The sequence below is a fragment of the Dermacoccus sp. 147Ba genome, from assembly GCF_004151355.1.
In the GTDB taxonomy this organism is placed as follows: domain Bacteria; phylum Actinomycetota; class Actinomycetes; order Actinomycetales; family Dermatophilaceae; genus Dermacoccus; species Dermacoccus abyssi.
Window position 1 is genome coordinate 505,158 of sequence record NZ_SEHL01000001.1, and the last position, 17,461, is coordinate 522,618.

The 17,461-nt window shown below is 65.5% G+C and carries 10 protein-coding genes; 6 read left to right on the top strand and 4 right to left on the bottom strand.

Annotated elements, in window-relative coordinates; translation table 11 throughout:
* Window positions 1–10: 10 nt before the first annotated feature.
* Window positions 11–1,243, top strand: a complete 1,233-nt coding sequence (locus EVU97_RS02305) for an AI-2E family transporter (RefSeq protein WP_129663154.1) — start codon at window positions 11–13, stop codon at window positions 1,241–1,243.
* Window positions 1,244–1,396: 153 nt separating this feature from the next.
* On the top strand, window positions 1,397–2,071 hold the full coding sequence (locus tag EVU97_RS02310; protein WP_129663156.1) for a hypothetical protein: 675 nt from the start codon (window positions 1,397–1,399) through the stop codon (window positions 2,069–2,071).
* A 54-nt stretch (window positions 2,072–2,125) separates the two neighbouring features.
* On the opposite strand, the gene EVU97_RS02315 is transcribed toward EVU97_RS02310, so the two are convergent.
* From EVU97_RS02315 to EVU97_RS02325, 3 genes are all read right to left on the bottom strand, one after another.
* Entirely contained in the window at window positions 2,126–2,995 is an 870-nt protein-coding gene (locus tag EVU97_RS02315; protein ID WP_129663158.1) for a sucrase ferredoxin, read from the bottom strand.
* A gap of 213 nt (window positions 2,996–3,208) precedes the next feature.
* On the bottom strand, window positions 3,209–5,764 hold the full coding sequence (locus EVU97_RS02320) for a DNA topoisomerase (ATP-hydrolyzing) subunit A (RefSeq protein WP_129663159.1): 2,556 nt from the start codon (window positions 5,762–5,764) through the stop codon (window positions 3,209–3,211).
* Window positions 5,765–5,925: 161 nt separating this feature from the next.
* Complete coding sequence (locus EVU97_RS02325; RefSeq protein WP_129663161.1) at window positions 5,926–6,567, bottom strand: hypothetical protein; 642 nt, start codon at window positions 6,565–6,567, stop codon at window positions 5,926–5,928.
* Between EVU97_RS02325 and EVU97_RS02330 the strand changes: the two genes are divergently transcribed.
* Together EVU97_RS02330 and EVU97_RS02335 are read left to right on the top strand one after the other, a co-directional pair.
* The gene (locus EVU97_RS02330; RefSeq protein ID WP_129663163.1) at window positions 6,566–6,778 is read left to right on the top strand and encodes a hypothetical protein; all 213 of its coding nucleotides are present in this window, start codon (window positions 6,566–6,568) and stop codon (window positions 6,776–6,778) included. The two genes, EVU97_RS02325 and EVU97_RS02330, sit on opposite strands and share 2 nt — an antisense overlap.
* A 299-nt stretch (window positions 6,779–7,077) precedes the next feature.
* Window positions 7,078–8,031 (top strand): hypothetical protein, encoded by a 954-nt coding sequence (locus EVU97_RS02335; protein ID WP_129663165.1) that lies wholly within the window; start codon window positions 7,078–7,080, stop codon window positions 8,029–8,031.
* A gap of 83 nt (window positions 8,032–8,114) precedes the next feature.
* Here EVU97_RS02335 and EVU97_RS02340 read toward each other — a convergent pair whose 3' ends face one another.
* The gene (locus tag EVU97_RS02340; RefSeq protein WP_255417450.1) at window positions 8,115–14,759 is read right to left on the bottom strand and encodes a DUF3320 domain-containing protein; all 6,645 of its coding nucleotides are present in this window, start codon (window positions 14,757–14,759) and stop codon (window positions 8,115–8,117) included.
* 229 nt (window positions 14,760–14,988) lie between these two features.
* Between EVU97_RS02340 and EVU97_RS02345 the strand changes: the two genes are divergently transcribed.
* Window positions 14,989–16,548, top strand: a complete 1,560-nt coding sequence (locus tag EVU97_RS02345) for a hypothetical protein (RefSeq protein ID WP_129663169.1) — start codon at window positions 14,989–14,991, stop codon at window positions 16,546–16,548.
* A 184-nt stretch (window positions 16,549–16,732) separates the two neighbouring features.
* Window positions 16,733–17,110, top strand: a complete 378-nt coding sequence (locus tag EVU97_RS02350) for a hypothetical protein (RefSeq protein ID WP_129663171.1) — start codon at window positions 16,733–16,735, stop codon at window positions 17,108–17,110.
* Window positions 17,111–17,461: the final 351 nt, after the last annotated feature.

Consider the following 17,461-nt stretch of genomic DNA (forward strand, 5'->3'; position numbering starts at 1 on the left):
GGCAACGACCATGTCAGCGAGCGGTTCCGACGGGCGTCCCGACAAGGGCTCACCCCGCCTCACGATCGCTCTTGACCCGCGGTCGGTGTGGCGGGCCACGTGGGTGGTGCTCGGTGCCTTGGGCGTCGTCGCGGCGCTCGGGTTCATCTCGAACTCCGCCGGCTCGGCCATCTTCACCATCCTCATGGCGTTCTTCCTCGCCGTCGCGATGGAGCCGGCCGTCCGTCGGCTGGCCAAGCACATGCCGCGTGCGCTGGCGACGGGCGTTGTCGTCCTCACGCTCGGCCTAGCGATCGCCGGCTTCTTCGCCGCGTTCGGCAGCCTGCTCGTGTCCGAGATCCAGGCGCTCGTGACGGCGGCGCCGGGCGTCGTCACCGACCTCGTGCGCTACGCGAACGAGCGGTTCGGCACCGACTACGACATCAACACGATGCTGTCGAAGGTCTCCCTGACGCCGGAGCGGGTCGCGTCGTACGGATCGCAGCTCGCGGGTGGCGTGCTCGGGCTCGTGACGAGCATCGTCTCGACGGCGTTCAACACCTTCGTTCTCGTGTTCTTCACCTGCTATATCTCGGCCGGAATGCCGCGCCTGCGCACGTGGATCGCGGGCCTGTTCCCCCCGTCGCAGCAGCGCGTGGTGCTGACGGTGTGGGAGGTCTTCGTCACGAAAGTCGGCGGCTACGTCGCGGCGCGGTGCATCCTTGCGACGATCTCGGCGACGGTGCACGGCACGTTCATGATGATCATCGGGATGCCGTACTGGCTGGCGCTCGGGCTGTGGACCGGCCTCATTGCGCAGTTCATCCCGAACATCGGCACGTACATCTCGATCGTGCTGCCCGTGCTCGTCGGCCTCACGAGCGACAAGCCGGTCAACGGCCTCGTCATCCTCGTCTTCGCGATCATCTACCAGCAGATCGAGAACATCACGATCGAGCCGAACATCAGCGCGAAGGCGGTCGACGTCCACCCGGCGGTGTCGTTCGCGTCGGCGCTGCTCGGCGCGCAGATGTTCGGCCTCGCCGGCGGCATTCTCGGTGTGCCCATGGCCGCGACGGCGATGGCGCTGCTCGACCTCTACAAGCGTCGCTACGAGATCAGCGACGAGACGCGCCGCGCGGCGGAGCGCGACGCTCGCCGCGAGGTGGAGGGCGAAGGGGACGACGAGCATCCGCCGGGGCGTGCAGATCAGCCACCCGAGAACGCACCTGCGGAACTGCACGGAGCTACCAAAGCAGAGTGACGTGGGGGGGAGGGGGCACCGGTCCACCAACCCGGTGCGGACGACGTGCGAGTTCGGCCGAATCGTGTGGGCGGGCACCGTGGCGTGCCGTAACCTTCGAAGGTTGGTTCATGTCGAACCGACTATTCATTGCTCCCCGAAGGACAACCCATCATGCGACGCATGTCCACCCTGGCCGGCACCGCGGCCCTCGCCACCCTTGCGACGGTGGCTTTCAGCCCCAGTGCCCAGGCCGCGACGAACGGTAGCTGCCGACTCGTCGTTCCTGCGCAGGTGCGCATTGTCGGCCCGTACCAGGCGGTCAAGACCACGCTCTCCGGAACGTGCACCTCGTACGCATCGTCCGTCTTCGCGACGTGGACCGGATACACGTCGCAGGGAGCCGAGGATGGTGTCCTCTTCGATTCGGTGACGTCGGACTACTGGGACATTTACGACTGGCACACCCTGGGTGTCGTCTCCTGGCGTGAGGCGTGGGCAACGGAGCAGAACAACTGGAACGAGTTCACCCCCAACACGCCGACGACCACCGTGCGCTTGGGTTCGTGGACGTCGCTCAAGGCGGTGCGCAGCGGCTCCCGCGTGACGCTCACGTCGACCGGCACGCGGTACGCGACGACCGTTCAGAAGCGCATTCCGTGGCAGACCACCGCGACCTTGCAGTACCGCCCGGTGGGCACGACGACGTGGAAGACGCTCAAGAAGGCGACCGCGACGAAGGGGGCCCTGACGTACTCCTACACCTCGAAGGCAGCGCGCGACTACCGCGTGAGCTACGCGGGTGGAACGACGATCTGGAGCTCGACGAGCAGCACCGTACGCAAGTGATGGCTGCGCTCGTGTGAGCGAATGACGGGTCGGGCGCGAAGGGCGCCCGGCCCGTCACTGCGTTTCGGGGGCAGCTTCGTAGTACTGCGACGGCTTGGGGTTCTTGATGCACGAATCGCGCAGCTCCGGGCCCTTGTGCGTGGTGACGAGCAGCGTTGTGCCGTCGGGCAGCTCGACGCTCTCGCCGCCGTCGGTCTTCGTCGCTGCTCCGATTGCGACGGGTGGGGTCAGCGGCAGCTCGGGGTGCTGCTCGCGCCACCAGGTCTCGGCGACGCGCTGGGCGGGGGAGAGATCCACCCGTCCGCGGTGCTTGGCGCGTGAGAAGAGTTCGGCGGGGAGAGCGTCAGTTGTGGCAGCGCGGGCCAGAGTGTCGGCGTCGTCGCCCGTGAGGCGGCCGAAGGTCTGCCCACTCGGCAGATGGATCGCCGTCGGCGCGAAGCGGTGACCGCCGATGTGCGACACCTCCCACGTGCGGGTCGGCTCAACCGCGTAGGCCGACTGGGCGACCGGTCGGCCGCGAACCGCGCAGCATGTGTCACGAGCACCGTTGGTGCAGACGAGGAGCGCCGGTTCGTCGGAACGCTCGAACCCGAACTTGGACCACCAGGATTCGTCGACAACGTCGCCCGAAAGGAACGTGGAAACCCCTGGGGCACTCAGTTTTCCGGTGACAAGCCACGGCTCGTTGTCGAACCCACCGCTCACGATGACGCGCTGCAGTGCCGGTGTCTCGGCATGACGACCGGGGGAGCGCACCACGTACAGAGTGGCGCCCTTAGGCGCCTTGAGTCCGGCGTCGGCAACGGCGTCTCGCCCCCACGAACCGCCCACTTCCACGACGACGATGACCCGGGCGTCTTTCGCGCTGCCCCAGGCGGGTAAGGCGGAGTCGTCCCAGTCGGCAGAGCACAGCGATGGAGTCACGCCTTCAGCCTAGTCGGGCAGTGCAGAGCTACTCGCGCACGGTGAGGCAGGAGGACAGATGGCCTACTCATGACGAGTGAGAAGGTGGGCATCGACCCGGATCGGGACGCGCACCCCCGTCCGGCACCACGCCTCAGGATGTGACCGCTGGCCCGCCCTGTGAGCCGCGCCGGTCACAGACCGGGCCAACACTCACAGAGCGGGCCGAACGGGTCAGGCGTCGTCGCCGTCGAACAGGCTCAACGTGCGTTCGGCGCTCTCCTCGGCCGCGCTGACGGGCGTCTGCTCAGCCACCTCGCTGGCCGACGCGTCGGCCGGAACGTCGGTGTACGGCGCCGTGGTGCCGATGGCCGCGATCTGGCCGGGAGCGGTGTCGCCCGAGCCGTCGCGCTTGCCGTCGGCCGGGGGCAGGGTAATCACCTTGCCCGTCGCGTCGGCGGCACGTGCCGGCGCGGAGCCGACCCACGCGAACGTCAGGTGGTTCTCGCCGCGCAAGAAGCGGTGCGCGCGCACGCCGGCCGTCGCGCGGCCCTTGGCCGGGAACTCGGCGAACGGCGCGACCTTGAGTGAGGTGATCTCACCGTCCGGCGAGCTCGGGTGGCCGGCGCCGGTGACGACGATGCCGTCGTGCGAGACGCTACCGAAGTGGATGACGTGGGCGCCCTTGCCGAGCTTGATGCCGGCGACGCCGCCGCCGGTGCGGCCTTGCGGGCGCACGCCGTCGGCGTTGAAGTGCAACAGCTGCCCTTCGTTGGTGACGAAGACGAGTTCTTCGGTGCCGGTCTGCAGCTCTACGGCGCCGACGACGACGTCGTCACCCTTGAGCGTGATCACTTCCATGATCGGTTTGTTCGCGTAGTCCGGGTTGACGCGCTTGACGACGCCGGCGGCCGTGCCGAGCGCGAGGCCGGGGGAGTCGGTGCGCAGCGACGTCACGGTGAGGACCTTCTCGCCGGGCGCGAGGTCGACGAACGCGGCGAGCGGTGCGCCGCCGTCGAGCACGGGTGCTTCGTGGGTGTCGACGAGGTGCGGCAGTTCGAGCGCGGAGACGCAGAAGAGACGTCCGGTCGAGGTGACGACGCCGAACTCACCGCGGGCGCTCGTGCGCGCGGCGGCGACGATGGCGTCGTGCTTGCGGCGGTTGCCGTCGGTGCCAAGCGGGTCGGCGTTCGTCGTCCGCGCGACGAGGCCGGTGGAGGAAAGGAGCACCCAGCACGGGTCGTCGGCGATCTCGAGCGGGGTAGCGCTCTTGGCGGTCTTCGTTTCGCCGGAGGCCTCGAGCAGCACGGTGCGGCGCGGCGTGCCGTGCTCCTTGGCGATGGCGAGCAGTTCGTCGCAGACGACCTTGTGCAGGAGCTTGACGTCGGCGAGGATCGCGCGCAGCTTCTCGATCTCCTTGCGCAGCTCTTCGGCTTCCTTCTCCAGCTCGAGGCGGGAGAACTTCGTCAGGCGGCGCAGCTGCAGGTCGAGGATGTAGGTGGCCTGCGCCTCGGAGAGGTCGAACACCTTCATGAGGCGTTCGCGCGCAATGCCTGAGTCGTCGGACGAGCGGATGATCTGGATGACCTCGTCGATGTCGAGGATCGCGATGAGCAGACCGTCGACGAGGTGGAGGCGGTCTTCCTTCTTGCCGAGGCGGTAGGCGGTGCGGCGGCGCACGACGTCGACGCGGAAGTCGGTGTAGACGCGCAGGAGGTCCTTGAGGCCGAGGGTGCGCGGCTGGCCGTCGACGAGGGCGACGTTGTTGATGCCGAAGGATTCCTCCATCGGCGTGAGCTTGTAGAGCTGTTCGAGCACGGCGTCGGGGTTGAAGCCGTTCTTGAGTTCGATGACGAGGCGCAGGCCGTGGTGGCGGTCCGAGAGGTCCTTGACGTCGGAGATGCCTTGCAGCTTCTTGCTGCTCACGAGGTCGCGCATGCGGTCGATGACTTTTTCGGGGCCGACCATGTAGGGCAGTTCGGTGACGACGATGCCCTTCTTGCGGGGCGTGACGTTCTCGATGCTGCAGGTCGCGCGGGTGCGGAAGGAGCCGCGGCCGGAGAGGTAGGCGTCGCGCACGCCCTCGAGGCCGACGATGCGCCCGCCCATGGGCAGGTCGGGGCCGGGGACGAAGCGCATGAGGTCGTCGAGGCTGCAGTCGGGATTCTTGATGAGGTGGACGGCGGCCTGGACGACTTCGCCGAGGTTGTGCGGCGGCATGTTGGTGGCCATGCCGACGGCGATGCCGCTGGCGCCGTTGACGAGCAGGTTGGGGAACGCGGCCGGCAGGACGGACGGCTGCTGCAGGGAGTCGTCGTAGTTGGGGACGAAATCGACGGTGTTCTCGTCGAGGCTCTCGGTGAGCGTCAGGGCGGCCGGCGCGAGGCGGGCCTCGGTGTAACGGGAGGCGGCGGGGCCCTGGTCGAGGGAGCCGAAGTTGCCGTGGCCGTCGACGAGCGGCAGGCGCATCGTGAAGTCCTGCGCCATGCGCACGAGGGTGTCGTAGATGGCCGAGTCGCCGTGCGGGTGGTACTTACCCATGACCTCGCCGACGACGCGGGAGGACTTGACGTGGTTCTTCGTCGGCATGAGGCCTAGCTCATCCATGGAGAACAGGATGCGGCGTTGCACCGGCTTGAGGCCGTCGCGTGCGTCGGGCAGGGCGCGCGAGTAGATGACGGAGTAGGAGTACTCGAGGAACGCCGAGCGCATCTCCTCTTCGACATCGATGTCGATGATGTTCTCGACGAAGTCGTCGTCGAGAACCTCGGGCTTCTTCGAACGGGCCACCGATCATCCTTCACGTCGCGGACGCCCAGGGGAGGGCACAGTGCACCTGTCATCCTCTCGCATGGGCTGACGAGGGGGTGTTGCGACACGCCTGGACCCCAGCGCGGCCCCAACCCTGCGTAGCAGGGGTGGGGCCGCGCTGATAAAGCTCGAATTCAGGATCAAGAGTTGTGCACGGTGAACGACTTTCCATTACCTGAACACGTCCAGGCGATGTTCTGCTCCTGACTGGAGACCGCGGTGGGCGCGTAGCACTCCCATCCGTCGAACCTCTGATTGTTGCTGTTGCCGTTGTCGAGCGTCACAGGCTTGGCCCAATACGTGGCGCTCACGCGCTTGGCTTCCGCACAGGTCAGCCCGCTGAGTGTCGTCCGGAGGGATGCGGCAGGGTCGTGTGGAGACACCGCCCTGCACGTGGTGTCGGCGACTGACTCGGAACTGGTGGAACTGCTCGCCCGGTCGGCGTATGGCGAGGCTTTTTCCGGTATTCCGCAGGTGTCGCCGAGGATCGGATAGTCAGGCGAACTCAGCCGTTTCACGAGGCCCTGGGGAGCACCATCGGCCACAAGCTGCGACTTGCACATGGACATGCTGGACGATGTGACGAGGTGCCATTGCCCGCCGCTCCATCGCATGATCACGGCCGTGTCGCCCACCTGGTACGGGTTCTCCGAGAACCACCCGCCGCTGCAATCCATGGGCACGTTAGGGCCGAATTGGGCCACATTGCCCTGGCCGTCGGTCAGCCCTTGTCGCGCGAGAGCCTTGTTGATCGAGTTGGCTGTGCACGCGCCCGCTGGCATGGCCGACGATGAACTCGTGCTGCTGGATGTCGTGGACGATGTCGAGCTCGACGATGACGTTGTCGTTGTCGACGTGGAGGTTGACGACGTCGAACTCGTCGATGAGCTCGTGGCTTGGGTTGTTCCACTTGTCGTGGCGGCGTTGGTTGCGTCACCGCCCGAGCTACACGCAGAAACACTCAGCAGTGTTGCACCGGCTAGAGCAAGGTAAGTCTTTCTCATTGGGTCCCCCTGGGCAGCGCGCCTCCGCTGGCACGATCTCAGGAGTCTATGTCGGATCCGCGGCAGTCGCTCCGGCTTGCGGTCGGCTGAGTCGGGTTGTCGCGTACGCGGGAGCGCGTGCCCTGCCCTGGCGATGATGACGCCCGAATTGCGGGTATCCGAGAATGTCGGCCGGAGTGACCTGGTCCCGACGAATCACGAGATCTCTCGGCAGGTGTCTGGTCTACTTCTCGCAGATGTGATGACTGGTCCGGGCGCCACTCGGACAACTCAGATCGAGGATTCAACATGGGTGCACGCAAACAGGGAAAATTCATGCTCCCCGAGGAGTTTGACCGGAAGAAGTGCAAGCAGTGGACGGTGCATCGGGTCGCAGACGGTCGGGCGTTCCTGTGGGAGCACGCAACGGACGGAACAACTGTTGAGTGGACGTTTGACGGGCTGGTGTGGGCAAAGTCCCCGACGGCCTCGCACCGAGACGACGAGTTCCGGCTCTACAGCGATCGAGTTGTCGAGATCAAGCACCCGGGGGCGAGCGAGGTTCTGAGCCAGCTCGAGGTGGTCGACGATGGGGAGCCGGAAGACCACGACTGGACCTTCAAGGTCGCGAAGTTCGAAGACGACGATGACCTCGAGAACTACGAGCAGGACAGCGTGCGCTATGTGACCGTCAACAAGCGCCGGGTCTGCTTCATGAACTCGGAGGGCCAGCAGGCGGTATTCCTCGTGGAGTATGGCGACCCAGTTGCGCCGGGACTCGCGTCGTGTCGTTGGGGGAGCGAAGAGGGGATGATGAGCGGAGCCGGCTCCACCTCGCTCTTCAGAATCGCACCGGACATGGGGCTGATCGTCTATGGCGGGGACGTTTCCGACGTAGCGTCCGTCGTCACCGGGGACGAGGTGAGCATGGTCCAGGCGTGGGTCGATGCGACGTGGGACGTGTATCCCGGGGCGGGAGTAGCGATCGCCATCGAGCTCGAGGACTTCGACCCCGAGGGCACCTTGGACCACGAGATGCGAGAGCGTTGGGCCGCTGCCTTCGAAGAAGTTAAGGGAGACTTCGGCGACACGTTCAGCGCATCGATTGCGCTCGGCGATGTCGAGCGCAACCAACTAAGGGCACAGCTGGCTCAGGACAGTACCTACGCACGCGTTCGAGAGGCCTTGCGGTGTCCTTCGAAGGATGACGGACGCGCACTGCTGGCAGGTCTGGAAGACGGAGATCTGGGTCCTTTCGTCTGAAGACCCCCGGTAAGTCCTGACACTGTTCAGGCGGAGTCCCCTAAGGCAATGGCGCAGGGATGGCACGTCACCGACGTGCAGAGTCACTCCTCAGGGAGAGCGCAGAGGTGACCGTCCTTGACGATCCATCCGTTGCGAACCGCCCACGCCAAGACCGCTTCGAGTCGGCTTTGCACGTTCGATCCCAAGCGGGAGATCCCGAAGGTTCGCATTGTGGCCCGATGAAGAGCCGGCACGCTCATCGCCGGGTACTCACTCAGCGCAAGAATCATCGCGTTCGTGAGTTCCGCTCTCGAAATCTCCGTCACGCTCCGGTGGGGGACTGAGCTCTGCCGCACCAGGTTGTAAGCGTCAGGCGTCACGTCCTCGGGCCACACGAACGTCAGGCCGTTCTCTGCCCGGGCCTGGGTCCTTGGCACCAAGTTCAGAACGCTGCCGTGGCGCAGGCTACTGACTCGCTGCACTCCGTAGCTGCGCCCGACGATAGTGGCCAATCGCCAGGATTCGATCGGGCCCTCAGCGGCAACCACACGTCGAACGGTTTCCCTGACTCGTGCCTTCGCATGCGGTTCAGTGAGGTCGGACAAAAGGCCTTCCTCGAGCGTTTCGGTCTCCCAGGGGATGAACTCCTCGAGGAGGATCTCGTCGGCGGATCCCGCTTCTGTGTTTGGCTCCTCATCATCCGTTGATGCGAAGGATGACTGCGGGAACTCGCTCGGGCCATCCGATGCCGAGTAAGTGTGTTCGTCAGGCTCGATATCGGACCCCTCGGAAAGCTCTGGAGCCACCGATTCAGGCGGTGCCACCGTGAGTTCCCCGACCTCGTCGAGGCGCGCAGACATCGCTGTGTGCATCCGCGTCAGTGGAGCGTCGAGTACGGCAGGCTGACTCGGCTCGAATGAATTGGTGGTCGGAGCGCCCTCGCCTGTGTGAAGATCCAGTTCCTCATGCAGGACCGTGTTGACCTCGTCTGCCGACACTTCGGCCGACTCGACTCGAGACTCAGCAAGCTTCGCCGACGCGTCAGCACAGGCCTCGTCGATCCGGGCCAGCACGCCAGCCTCGTCCGCGATCCACTCGGGGAGCCACACACGCTCGACGCGGGGCCACTGCATGACCTTGCCCAGGACCATCTCAGGCAATACTTCTCGGTCGCTGACGGTGGCGCGCTCAGCCCATTCCTTTCCGTCGAGGAGCAGGGCGACCCACGCTTCTGAGCCGGGCCGGCGTACGGCGAGATCGACCTTGAACGAACTCGTGCCGACTCCCTCGCGGACCTCGAGACCCGACTTCGTCAGGGCTTCGACGAGACTGCGGCGGTACGCGTCCGGGGCCAACCGGGCAATCGCACCCTCGACGGCCGACTCGTCGCCTCGGGCGAATTCCATGTAGGCGCGCAGGTCGTGCAGCCCGACGGAGCGGGTACGAGACAGGTCGATGTCTTCGGGTTGGAACGAGGCGAATAACTTCACCTTCTTCCGTGCTCGCGTGATCGCGACATTCAGACGGTGGTGACCGCCCGTTCGCGTCAAAGGGCCGAAGTTGAGGCCGAGGCGGTTCGTCTTTTCGTTGGGCGAGAACGCGAGCGAGAACAGGATGACGTCACGCTCGTCTCCCTGGACGTTCTCCAAGTTCTTGACGAAGAGCGGGTCCTCATCACGGTTCATGGCTCGACGAACGGCGCCCTCTTCCTCTTCGAACATCTCAGTGAGAAGGTCGCGCTGCTGTGAGTTCAGGGTGACGATACCGATGGACGTCGAGGGGTCTCGCCGAAGCAGTTCCTTTACTTCCTCGAGGATGGCCGTCGCCTCGACCTTGTTCGTGCGCGTGCCACCGACACCTCCGTCGAACTGACCTCTGACGAGTTTCATCGACACCGCACGCTCACCGGAGTCGGACGGCGGAGCAGGGAAGCTCGCAAGGCGGTCGTGGTAGTAGGCGTGGTTGGAGAAGGTGATGAGTGATTCGTCCTGACTGCGGTAGTGCCAGGTCAGCCACAGTCGCCGGATGTTGGAGTCGACGCACTCGCTCAGAATTGATTCCTGATCGGATGGAACGAGGAGATCTTCCTCGGTCGCACTGTCGTCGTCCTTGTCGGAGTTGCTCACTGCGAACATCGACGTGGGAGGCATCTGCTCGGAGTCGCCCACGACGATCGCAGCCTTGGCACGTCCCAGCGCTCCGACGGCGTCGGCAACGCGGATCTGCGACGCCTCGTCGAAGATGACGAGATCGAACGGCTCGACATCGGCCGGTACGAAGCGGGCCACGTTTGCCGGGCTCATGAGGAGACACGGCGTGAGGCGTCGGAGTGCGGGGGAATGCTGGGCGAGGAGTTCTCGGATCGAGCCGCCCCGCTTGCGTTCGAACTCTCGGTGCAGGGCCGCGAGATCCTTGCTCGGTCGGCGTGTGTCGACCGCGTGTGCTTGGCGGACCAGCGCGGGGAGGGCTGTCGGAGCGGCCTTGCGGGCACTGTCCGACTCGCGAGCGAATTCCTCGATGCGTTGCATACGGCGTTTCGCGTTGAACCGCTCGAGCCCCGCGCTGTCGAGGCGCTCGGCGCGCACTGCATCAGCGATCTCGGCGTCGACTGCATCACGCACATTCGCTCTACCGTCGTCACCGCGTTCGAGGCGCTCGATCAAGCCGTCGAGCCCAATGCGTCGCAGCTCGGCGAGTGATCCTTGCGCAGCGGCCACACGACGGAGCTCGCCGAAGCGATGGGTTTGTGCAGCTTCCTGCCACGCGGGCAGGGTGTCGAGGACGGCCGCGGCCAGTCCTCGGCCCTTGCACCACGTGTTGATCGTGTCCTCGTCCGCCATGAGGCTCTCACGAAGGCGGCTCCACGCCAGAGTGAACGGCTCGAGAGCCTCGAAGTCACGGCGGGGATCGGTTGCCCGGCGCCGGAGGTTGTCGACGTACGTCTCGAGTGCTTGAGGGTTCTCGAACGAACCGCGGGCGACCCGCAATTGTTCGAGGTAGGCAGCCATCTGACGTGGGATCTGACCGCCCATGTGGGGGTTTCCCCCGCCCGGGAGTAGCGCCTCACTACGACGGCGAAGGTTGTTGGCTTCACCCTGGAAGTGTTCGAGGTCGTTGAGGAAGGCGCGCAGATCGTGCGGTCGGGCCAGGTCCGGTCGCATCAACGCGGCAATGTTTGCTTCCGCGTTCTCGACGAGTCGCTTCCGCTTGAAGACACCGGCTGCATGGGCCGCGTTGAGCTCTTCGCGCAAGCGGGGTACGTCGGCGTGATGCGCAGGCGCGGTGATCACCGAGGCGAAGTGCCCGTAGTGGGCAGCGAAGCGGTCCATTTCGCCGGCAAGGTGCTGCAACTGCGTCGACCAACTCGCGTCGTGACGTGACGCTTCGTCGACGAGGTTCTCCGGCAGCGAACTCAGGGTTGCGAGGAGGCCGGGGACGCGTCCCCATCCGGATTGTCCGGTGGCGCGCAGAAGCGCCACCAGTGCGGGAGAGAGCTGCAGCGCAGCAGAGTGCAAGGCTGCGACAGCGCGGGATACTGCGTCGGTGTCCAGGGGCGCTGCGCCGGGTCCGGCCAGACCCCACGGGCTTTCGGACAGGGGGCGGTCCAACTCCGAGAGGCGTTCCTCCGCACGGCTGACGTGATCGAGCGCGTCCTCGATACGCACCTCACCGCGAAGGATCGTGGCCGGGATCGTGACTGGAGCACGTTCGGACCCGGCGTGACGCAGCACGGCAGCCTGGGCTTGCCAGAGCGATAGGCCGGCCGGTCCCGCGCTGTGCAGCGAGAGCGGGTACGCAGCGAGTTCCTCGACGAGGCTGCGCGCCTTGCTGCGCGACTGCACGTAACGGGCATCGTCGCGGGGGACGTACTCCCACGCGTCACGCAGCTGCTTGCGCACCGACGACACGGTGAGATCCTTGCCGTGCAGGTCGAGGGTCAAGGCGCCGAGGCCGGCGCCCTTGAGTCGCCGGCGCACCACTTCGAGAGCCGCGGGCTTCTCAGCAACGAACAACACGCTCTGGCCGTCCGCGAGGCAGTTGGCAATGATGTTCGTGATCGTCTGGGATTTGCCGGTTCCGGGCGGCCCCTCGAGCACGAAGGTGCGTCCCGCACGTGCCCACCGGATGGCCTCCAGCTGTGATCCGTCTGCGGGCACCGGCAGGTGCTCTTCGGCCTCGGTAGCCTGCGTCATCTGCGGCTCGTCGACGGCGTCGCCGAAGGTGTCGTGCGGTGTCTCGATGAGGTGTTTGACGACTGGGTTATTCGCGTGGGTCTCCCAGTTGTCACTCACGTCGCGCCACATCTCCAGGGTCGAGAACTGGAGGATGGCGAGTCGGACGTCGGAGACGACGGCGAACGGCAACCCGTGAGACACAAGCGCCTGACGAATCGCTGTCAGGACACGGGGGACATCGATACCGGCGTCGTCGCGCGGCGGCGTCTCCAGGGCCGGTATGTCGATTCCGTGATCGAGTTTCAGCTTCTGGATGAGGCAGTAGTTCGGCAGGGCGACTTCGTCTCCCTCACGAACGAGCTTGTACGTGCCCTTCGTCCGTCCCTGAAGCTTGACGGGGAGCAGATAGAGCGGGGCGTAGGCATCGTTACCGCGGGCGTCCGACCACTTGAGGGCACCGATGGTGACGAACAGGCTGTTGCTGCCGGTTTCCTCGATTACGCGCTGTGCGTCACGGCGGAGCTTGTCGAGACGAGTGCCCAGACTGTCCTCGGTCATGAGGCCGTGGATCACACGTTCCCTGAAGAGAATGCTTTCCACCGCAGCCTCGTCACGATCCCGAACGGAGGTCGCACCGCCGTGGCTGAGGGGGTCGAGGCCGAGGCCGGCGCGGATGGTCAAGCTTTCGCCGGACGCAAGGATATCTTCGAACGTCGGAAGTGATCGCTCGGGCACGTGGAGCCCGAGCCCACTGCGACCACTCAGCTTGAGCAAGGGGTTACGGAAACTCAGGTCGAGCAGTGCGCTGCGCCAGTTCTGGACGCGCCGCGGATATGCAGTAGCCGCCGCGGTGGCTGTCGTCCCCGTCCACGACTCGTTCAGCCGCAGAGCGAGCGGGGCTGCTTGCTCGACCTCAAGGATCAGCAATCCGTTCGCGTCAGTACGTAGCCGCGGGAGGGGCTCGATGCGGCGACGGGCGGCCGCGACGTCGATGACGGCCCGGACGCGGTCGAGGCCACGTTCCCAGTACGACTCCGTGGCGGCCGTCGCCTCGCGGCGTGGCACATCGGCGCCCCGTTCGAACACCCCGAGATCGACGGGCACGAGGTACTGGCTGCGAGCCAGCGTGTGGATCATTTCTTCGTCCGTGACCGCAGGTTCGGACAGGGCGAAGTCGGCCGTCAGGTATCCGCCGAAACCGCCGTCGTCGGTGAGCGTGATGAGTGGGTTGATGCCGGCCGCCTCGAGCGCGGAGGCGAAGAGCACCGCGAGGTCGAGACCCGTGCCCCCGTGGTTCTGCAGGGTTTGCTCCGGGCGCCGCACGCTGAAAGCTCCCGTGTCCGGAGCGGCAGTACCGGCTTCGTGTCGAAGACCTCGGGAGGCCAGCTCCGCGTAGATGGCATCGCCCATCGCCATGGCGTCGTTCGCCTCGGGAGCGACACGCCCTCTGGCCTTCTCCACGATGTCCGAGACGCCGGGGTCGTTCGGTGCGACGAAGGCGCTGATGAGTTCCGGGCGCGGCTCGAAGGCCCACTGGTCTCGAGCCAGGACCGTCATCTTTCCGCTGCCAGAGTGGGGGCGACCTCCGGAGATCATGCTCACCCTGAGGTCGACCGGCGTTGCGAGCGTTACTTCCGCGAAGGAGCGGCGCTCTGGCTTCCACGCGATGTCTGCAGAGCCGAGAGTCATGCCCGAGCCTGCAGGCAGGTCGATGTCGGTCAGCTGTGCGGCGCCAGGGTCGAGGGCCAAGCCTTCGATCTCGACGGTGAGGAGGTCGATCTTGGCGTCGTCAGTGCCGTCGTTGCTCCATGAGATTTCAACGACGGGATGCGCGCCCTGGCAGACCTGGGCAAAGCTCAGTGTTTCGGAGTAAATGGCCTCGACGGAGATCTCTCCGACGCGGAGTTGGACGCGTCGAAGGCCCTCTCCGAGGTCGTCACGGTCGTCCACGTCATCCCAAGAGCTTGTGCCGGACTCCGGCTCGGTCTCGAGAATCGGTGATTCCTTCAGGGTTGACGCTTCGGCGTCGGAGGGGAGCGTTACCTCTTCGGGCGGAGTGCTCGTGACGGCTTCTGCCGCGGTCGCAGGTGCCTCAGCGGGAGTCGAGATGGCCGGCGCTTGGCTGTTCGGTGCGGCCGCCGGCCTTTCAAGGGTCGTGTTCAGTTCCCGGATGCGCGGCCCGAGGTCGGCGTCCGGCAGGAGGCTCTCGCAGAAAAGACCGAGAGTGTCGAGGAAGCGACGCGCTTCAGCGTCGCTGAATTCCTGACGGGCGTGTGCGGCTCGGTTCAGCGACATCGTGAGTTCCCGCGCCCAGGCACTATGCATCGGCTCAATGTTCGGGGAGAACGCTCGCCACTCGTGGGTGACGATGTTGAGGAGGAACCGAGGGTCGTCCAGTGACCGCTTGCGAGGGGTTCGCCCGTCCCGCGTGTCACGTGCTGCGTAGTACTGCTCCCATGTCACGCCTGAGTGGGGTGCGGTGTCCTCCACGAAGCGGCGAAGGGCTGGTACGAGCAGGTCGGCGCCACGCTGGACGATCTCAGCGGGGGTGGGGGACGACGTAGGAAACACGTTCAAGTTTCAACCATCCGGGGTCAGCGTGGGGCAGATCCTCCAAATTCAACCAAATCCTTTGCATCTTGGGGGCGTTGCCGCCAACCAGGACGCACGTTGGAGCGCCGCCATGACGTAAAATGGGAGGAGGCGAGCCGCGAGGTCTTTCACAACCGTTCAACTAGAGCCTCATTGGTGACATGCTGATCCGGATGTCCCGCTCTTCCACGACCCGAGGTGCCTTTTCATGAACGAGACCCCGAACTCTCACGAGGTGGAGCCCTTCGGCGACGAAGGCAACGTCGCCGTCATCGAAATTCAGCCTGGCGTCGGCCTGGTCGTCGGAGACCTCTTGCCCGAGGGCCTCGACGTCACGCCGCTGAGCTTGCTCGATGACTCGGCGCGCGACAAGGTCACGCACGCCGCCACGCAGGCTCTGGGATGGGCGAACGCGGGCGCTCAGGCGGCGCAGGGAGTGGTCGCGGCCCGTGGCTTGGTTCAGCTGGACGCAGCTACCGTCCAGGCGCTCAAGCAAGGAGCGACGCTCATGCAGAGTCAGGGCAAGACCCTGAGCGTCCTGATGAAGAACGGCAAGATCGTTGGACACGCCCGTTTCGTACCTGCGGCAGCCGGAACGGCCTCGACGATGGCGGCCAGCTTGGGGCCAGCCATGGTCATGCTCGGCATCCAGGCCGAACTCAATCGCCTTGCGTCGCTCTCGAAGCACAACATCGAGCTCACGCGTGAACTCCGCTCCACCATCAAGGATGGCGAGTGGAGCGAGACGGTGGGGCATCACCGTGACCTGCGCGAAGCCGTTGAGACTGCCATGCGAATCGGTGCCGTCAGCGACTCGGTCTGGCAGGGAGTCGCGCCGAAGCGAGGCGAGTTGCTTTCCCAGGTGGAACGCGCGAGCAGGGCTCTGAAACGCCTGACGCCGCAGTTGCCGCAGAAGAACAAGGACGCCAAGGAACGTCAGCAGTTCCTCTTGGAGCACGCAGAGGAGATGATCGGTGACGCTCAAGCCCTCGTGCGCGCCGTGGATGCTTTGACGATGTACCGGCTGCTCGAGGCCGGTAACGCGCACGCTCGCGCGGAGCAGGATCCGCGCGAGGCGAGCCGTCGTGACCACCTCGTCGAAGTGAGCCGTCAGTACGACGACGAGGCGAAACGGGAAGCGCGCGAGGTGCTTCGGGAACTGCGCGTGGAACTCAACGTTGCGGCCGGGCTCAAGGCCAACTGGTACGCGTTCGATCGCCGTCTGTCACGCAAGAATGCAACGGATGCTGCGCAGCTCGCGGGCATCCTCAATCAGATGGCAGAGCGGCTCGGCGATGCGACACCGCAGTACGAAGAACCGCGCTTCGAGGCATTGGAGCAGGCCACGGCTCCCTCAAGCCTCAGGACTGTTCTGCCGTGGCGCCTGTCTGACGACGAGCGTCTGCTCGGCGTCGCGGAGGTCGCGGACACCAGCGGAATCGGCGTCGGTGACATCGGTCGCCGTCGCTACCTGGCCATGACGGACCGTCACCTCTACGTCATGGTTCCTCGCGAAGTTGAGAGTGACGGAGTCGTGCGAGAGCCGATTCCGGCCGAGTCGATCCGGTACGTGCGAGTGCGCCCGGGCGACGAGAAGCAGCCACCACGTCTCACTGTCGCGACGACGGAGGAGGACTACTCCTTCGAATTCGGTTCGTGGGCCAAGGGAAGCGACAAAAGGGATGCTGCGGTGCAGTTCAGCAACCTCGTCGCGAGCCGGATGCACCTGCCTGCTGACGAGGTACCGGTGGTGCCGCCCCAGGAGTAAGCCTCGGACCCTACGATGACCCCATGGCAGAAACGCTGGACAAGCCGTCCCTCGACGGAGTCGCCCCTGGGGTCGTCGTCATCCGTCCCAGTCGCCCGAGCTCCGCATGTTCGCTGGGCTGCAACGCTGCCTGACTGAACAGGGAATCGCACCGGATTGGGACGGTCCGGAGAGGCCCCACGCCGTGGATGCTCGGCCGACGCCTTGGGCCCTGCACGCGTTGCAGGACGGTGAAAAGGACCCCTTCCACGGCTGGTTCCACGCCTCGGCGGCGGTTGATCCGACCTGGGATTCGCACCGGGGAGAGCCGCGGTGGAGTATCGATGCATCGTCGAATATCCCACGAGCGACGCTCATGCTCGGTGCGTTTTCCGGCTGGTACTCCCATCTCGCGCAGACACCGAAGGAACTGCCGAAGCGCTCCCGTTCCTGGCGGGTCGATGTTCTGATTCAGCCGTTCGGCTGGATGGGAACGTACCGTCAGTCGCGCGTCACTGGCCGTTGGTTCACAGGCCCTCACCGAGCCCACATGCTGGGCTACCCGCACCAGCACAGCGGATGAGCGCTCCCGAGACTAAGACGACCCCTGCCGGTTCTACACAGGTCCGCCTAGGGCGTGACGGCAAAGGCGGCAACCACGCACACGTTTGCTCGACCACAGGATATCGACACGACCCCGATCCCAATGTATTCGGCGGTAATGGTTCGCGACTCAGCTGATCCCGCCGCAGCGGGCGCGAGAGTGGCGGGGCCTGCGGTAGTGATCTCGTCAACATCGCTAAAACTATGGAGCGGCTCGGTAGCCTCGATCCTAGAAGCCATCGCGTACCGGACTCATGTGATGCGCCAGAGAAAGGAAACAAATGCACGCGAACTCGCTGACGCCGCGCGAACTGTTCGAGAGCAAGACCCA

Bases quoted from the DNA above. Each gene is read 5' to 3' on its own strand.
- EVU97_RS02305 (WP_129663154.1), top strand. From the start codon at position 11: ATGTCAGCGAGCGGTTCCGACGGGCGTCCCGACAAGGGCTCACCCCGC.
- EVU97_RS02310 (WP_129663156.1), top strand. From the start codon at position 1,397: ATGCGACGCATGTCCACCCTGGCCGGCACCGCGGCCCTCGCCACCCTT.
- EVU97_RS02330 (WP_129663163.1), top strand. From the start codon at position 6,566: ATGGCCGACGATGAACTCGTGCTGCTGGATGTCGTGGACGATGTCGAG.
- EVU97_RS02325 (WP_129663161.1), bottom strand. From the start codon at position 6,567: ATGCCAGCGGGCGCGTGCACAGCCAACTCGATCAACAAGGCTCTCGCG.
- EVU97_RS02335 (WP_129663165.1), top strand. From the start codon at position 7,078: ATGGGTGCACGCAAACAGGGAAAATTCATGCTCCCCGAGGAGTTTGAC.
- EVU97_RS02345 (WP_129663169.1), top strand. From the start codon at position 14,989: ATGAACGAGACCCCGAACTCTCACGAGGTGGAGCCCTTCGGCGACGAA.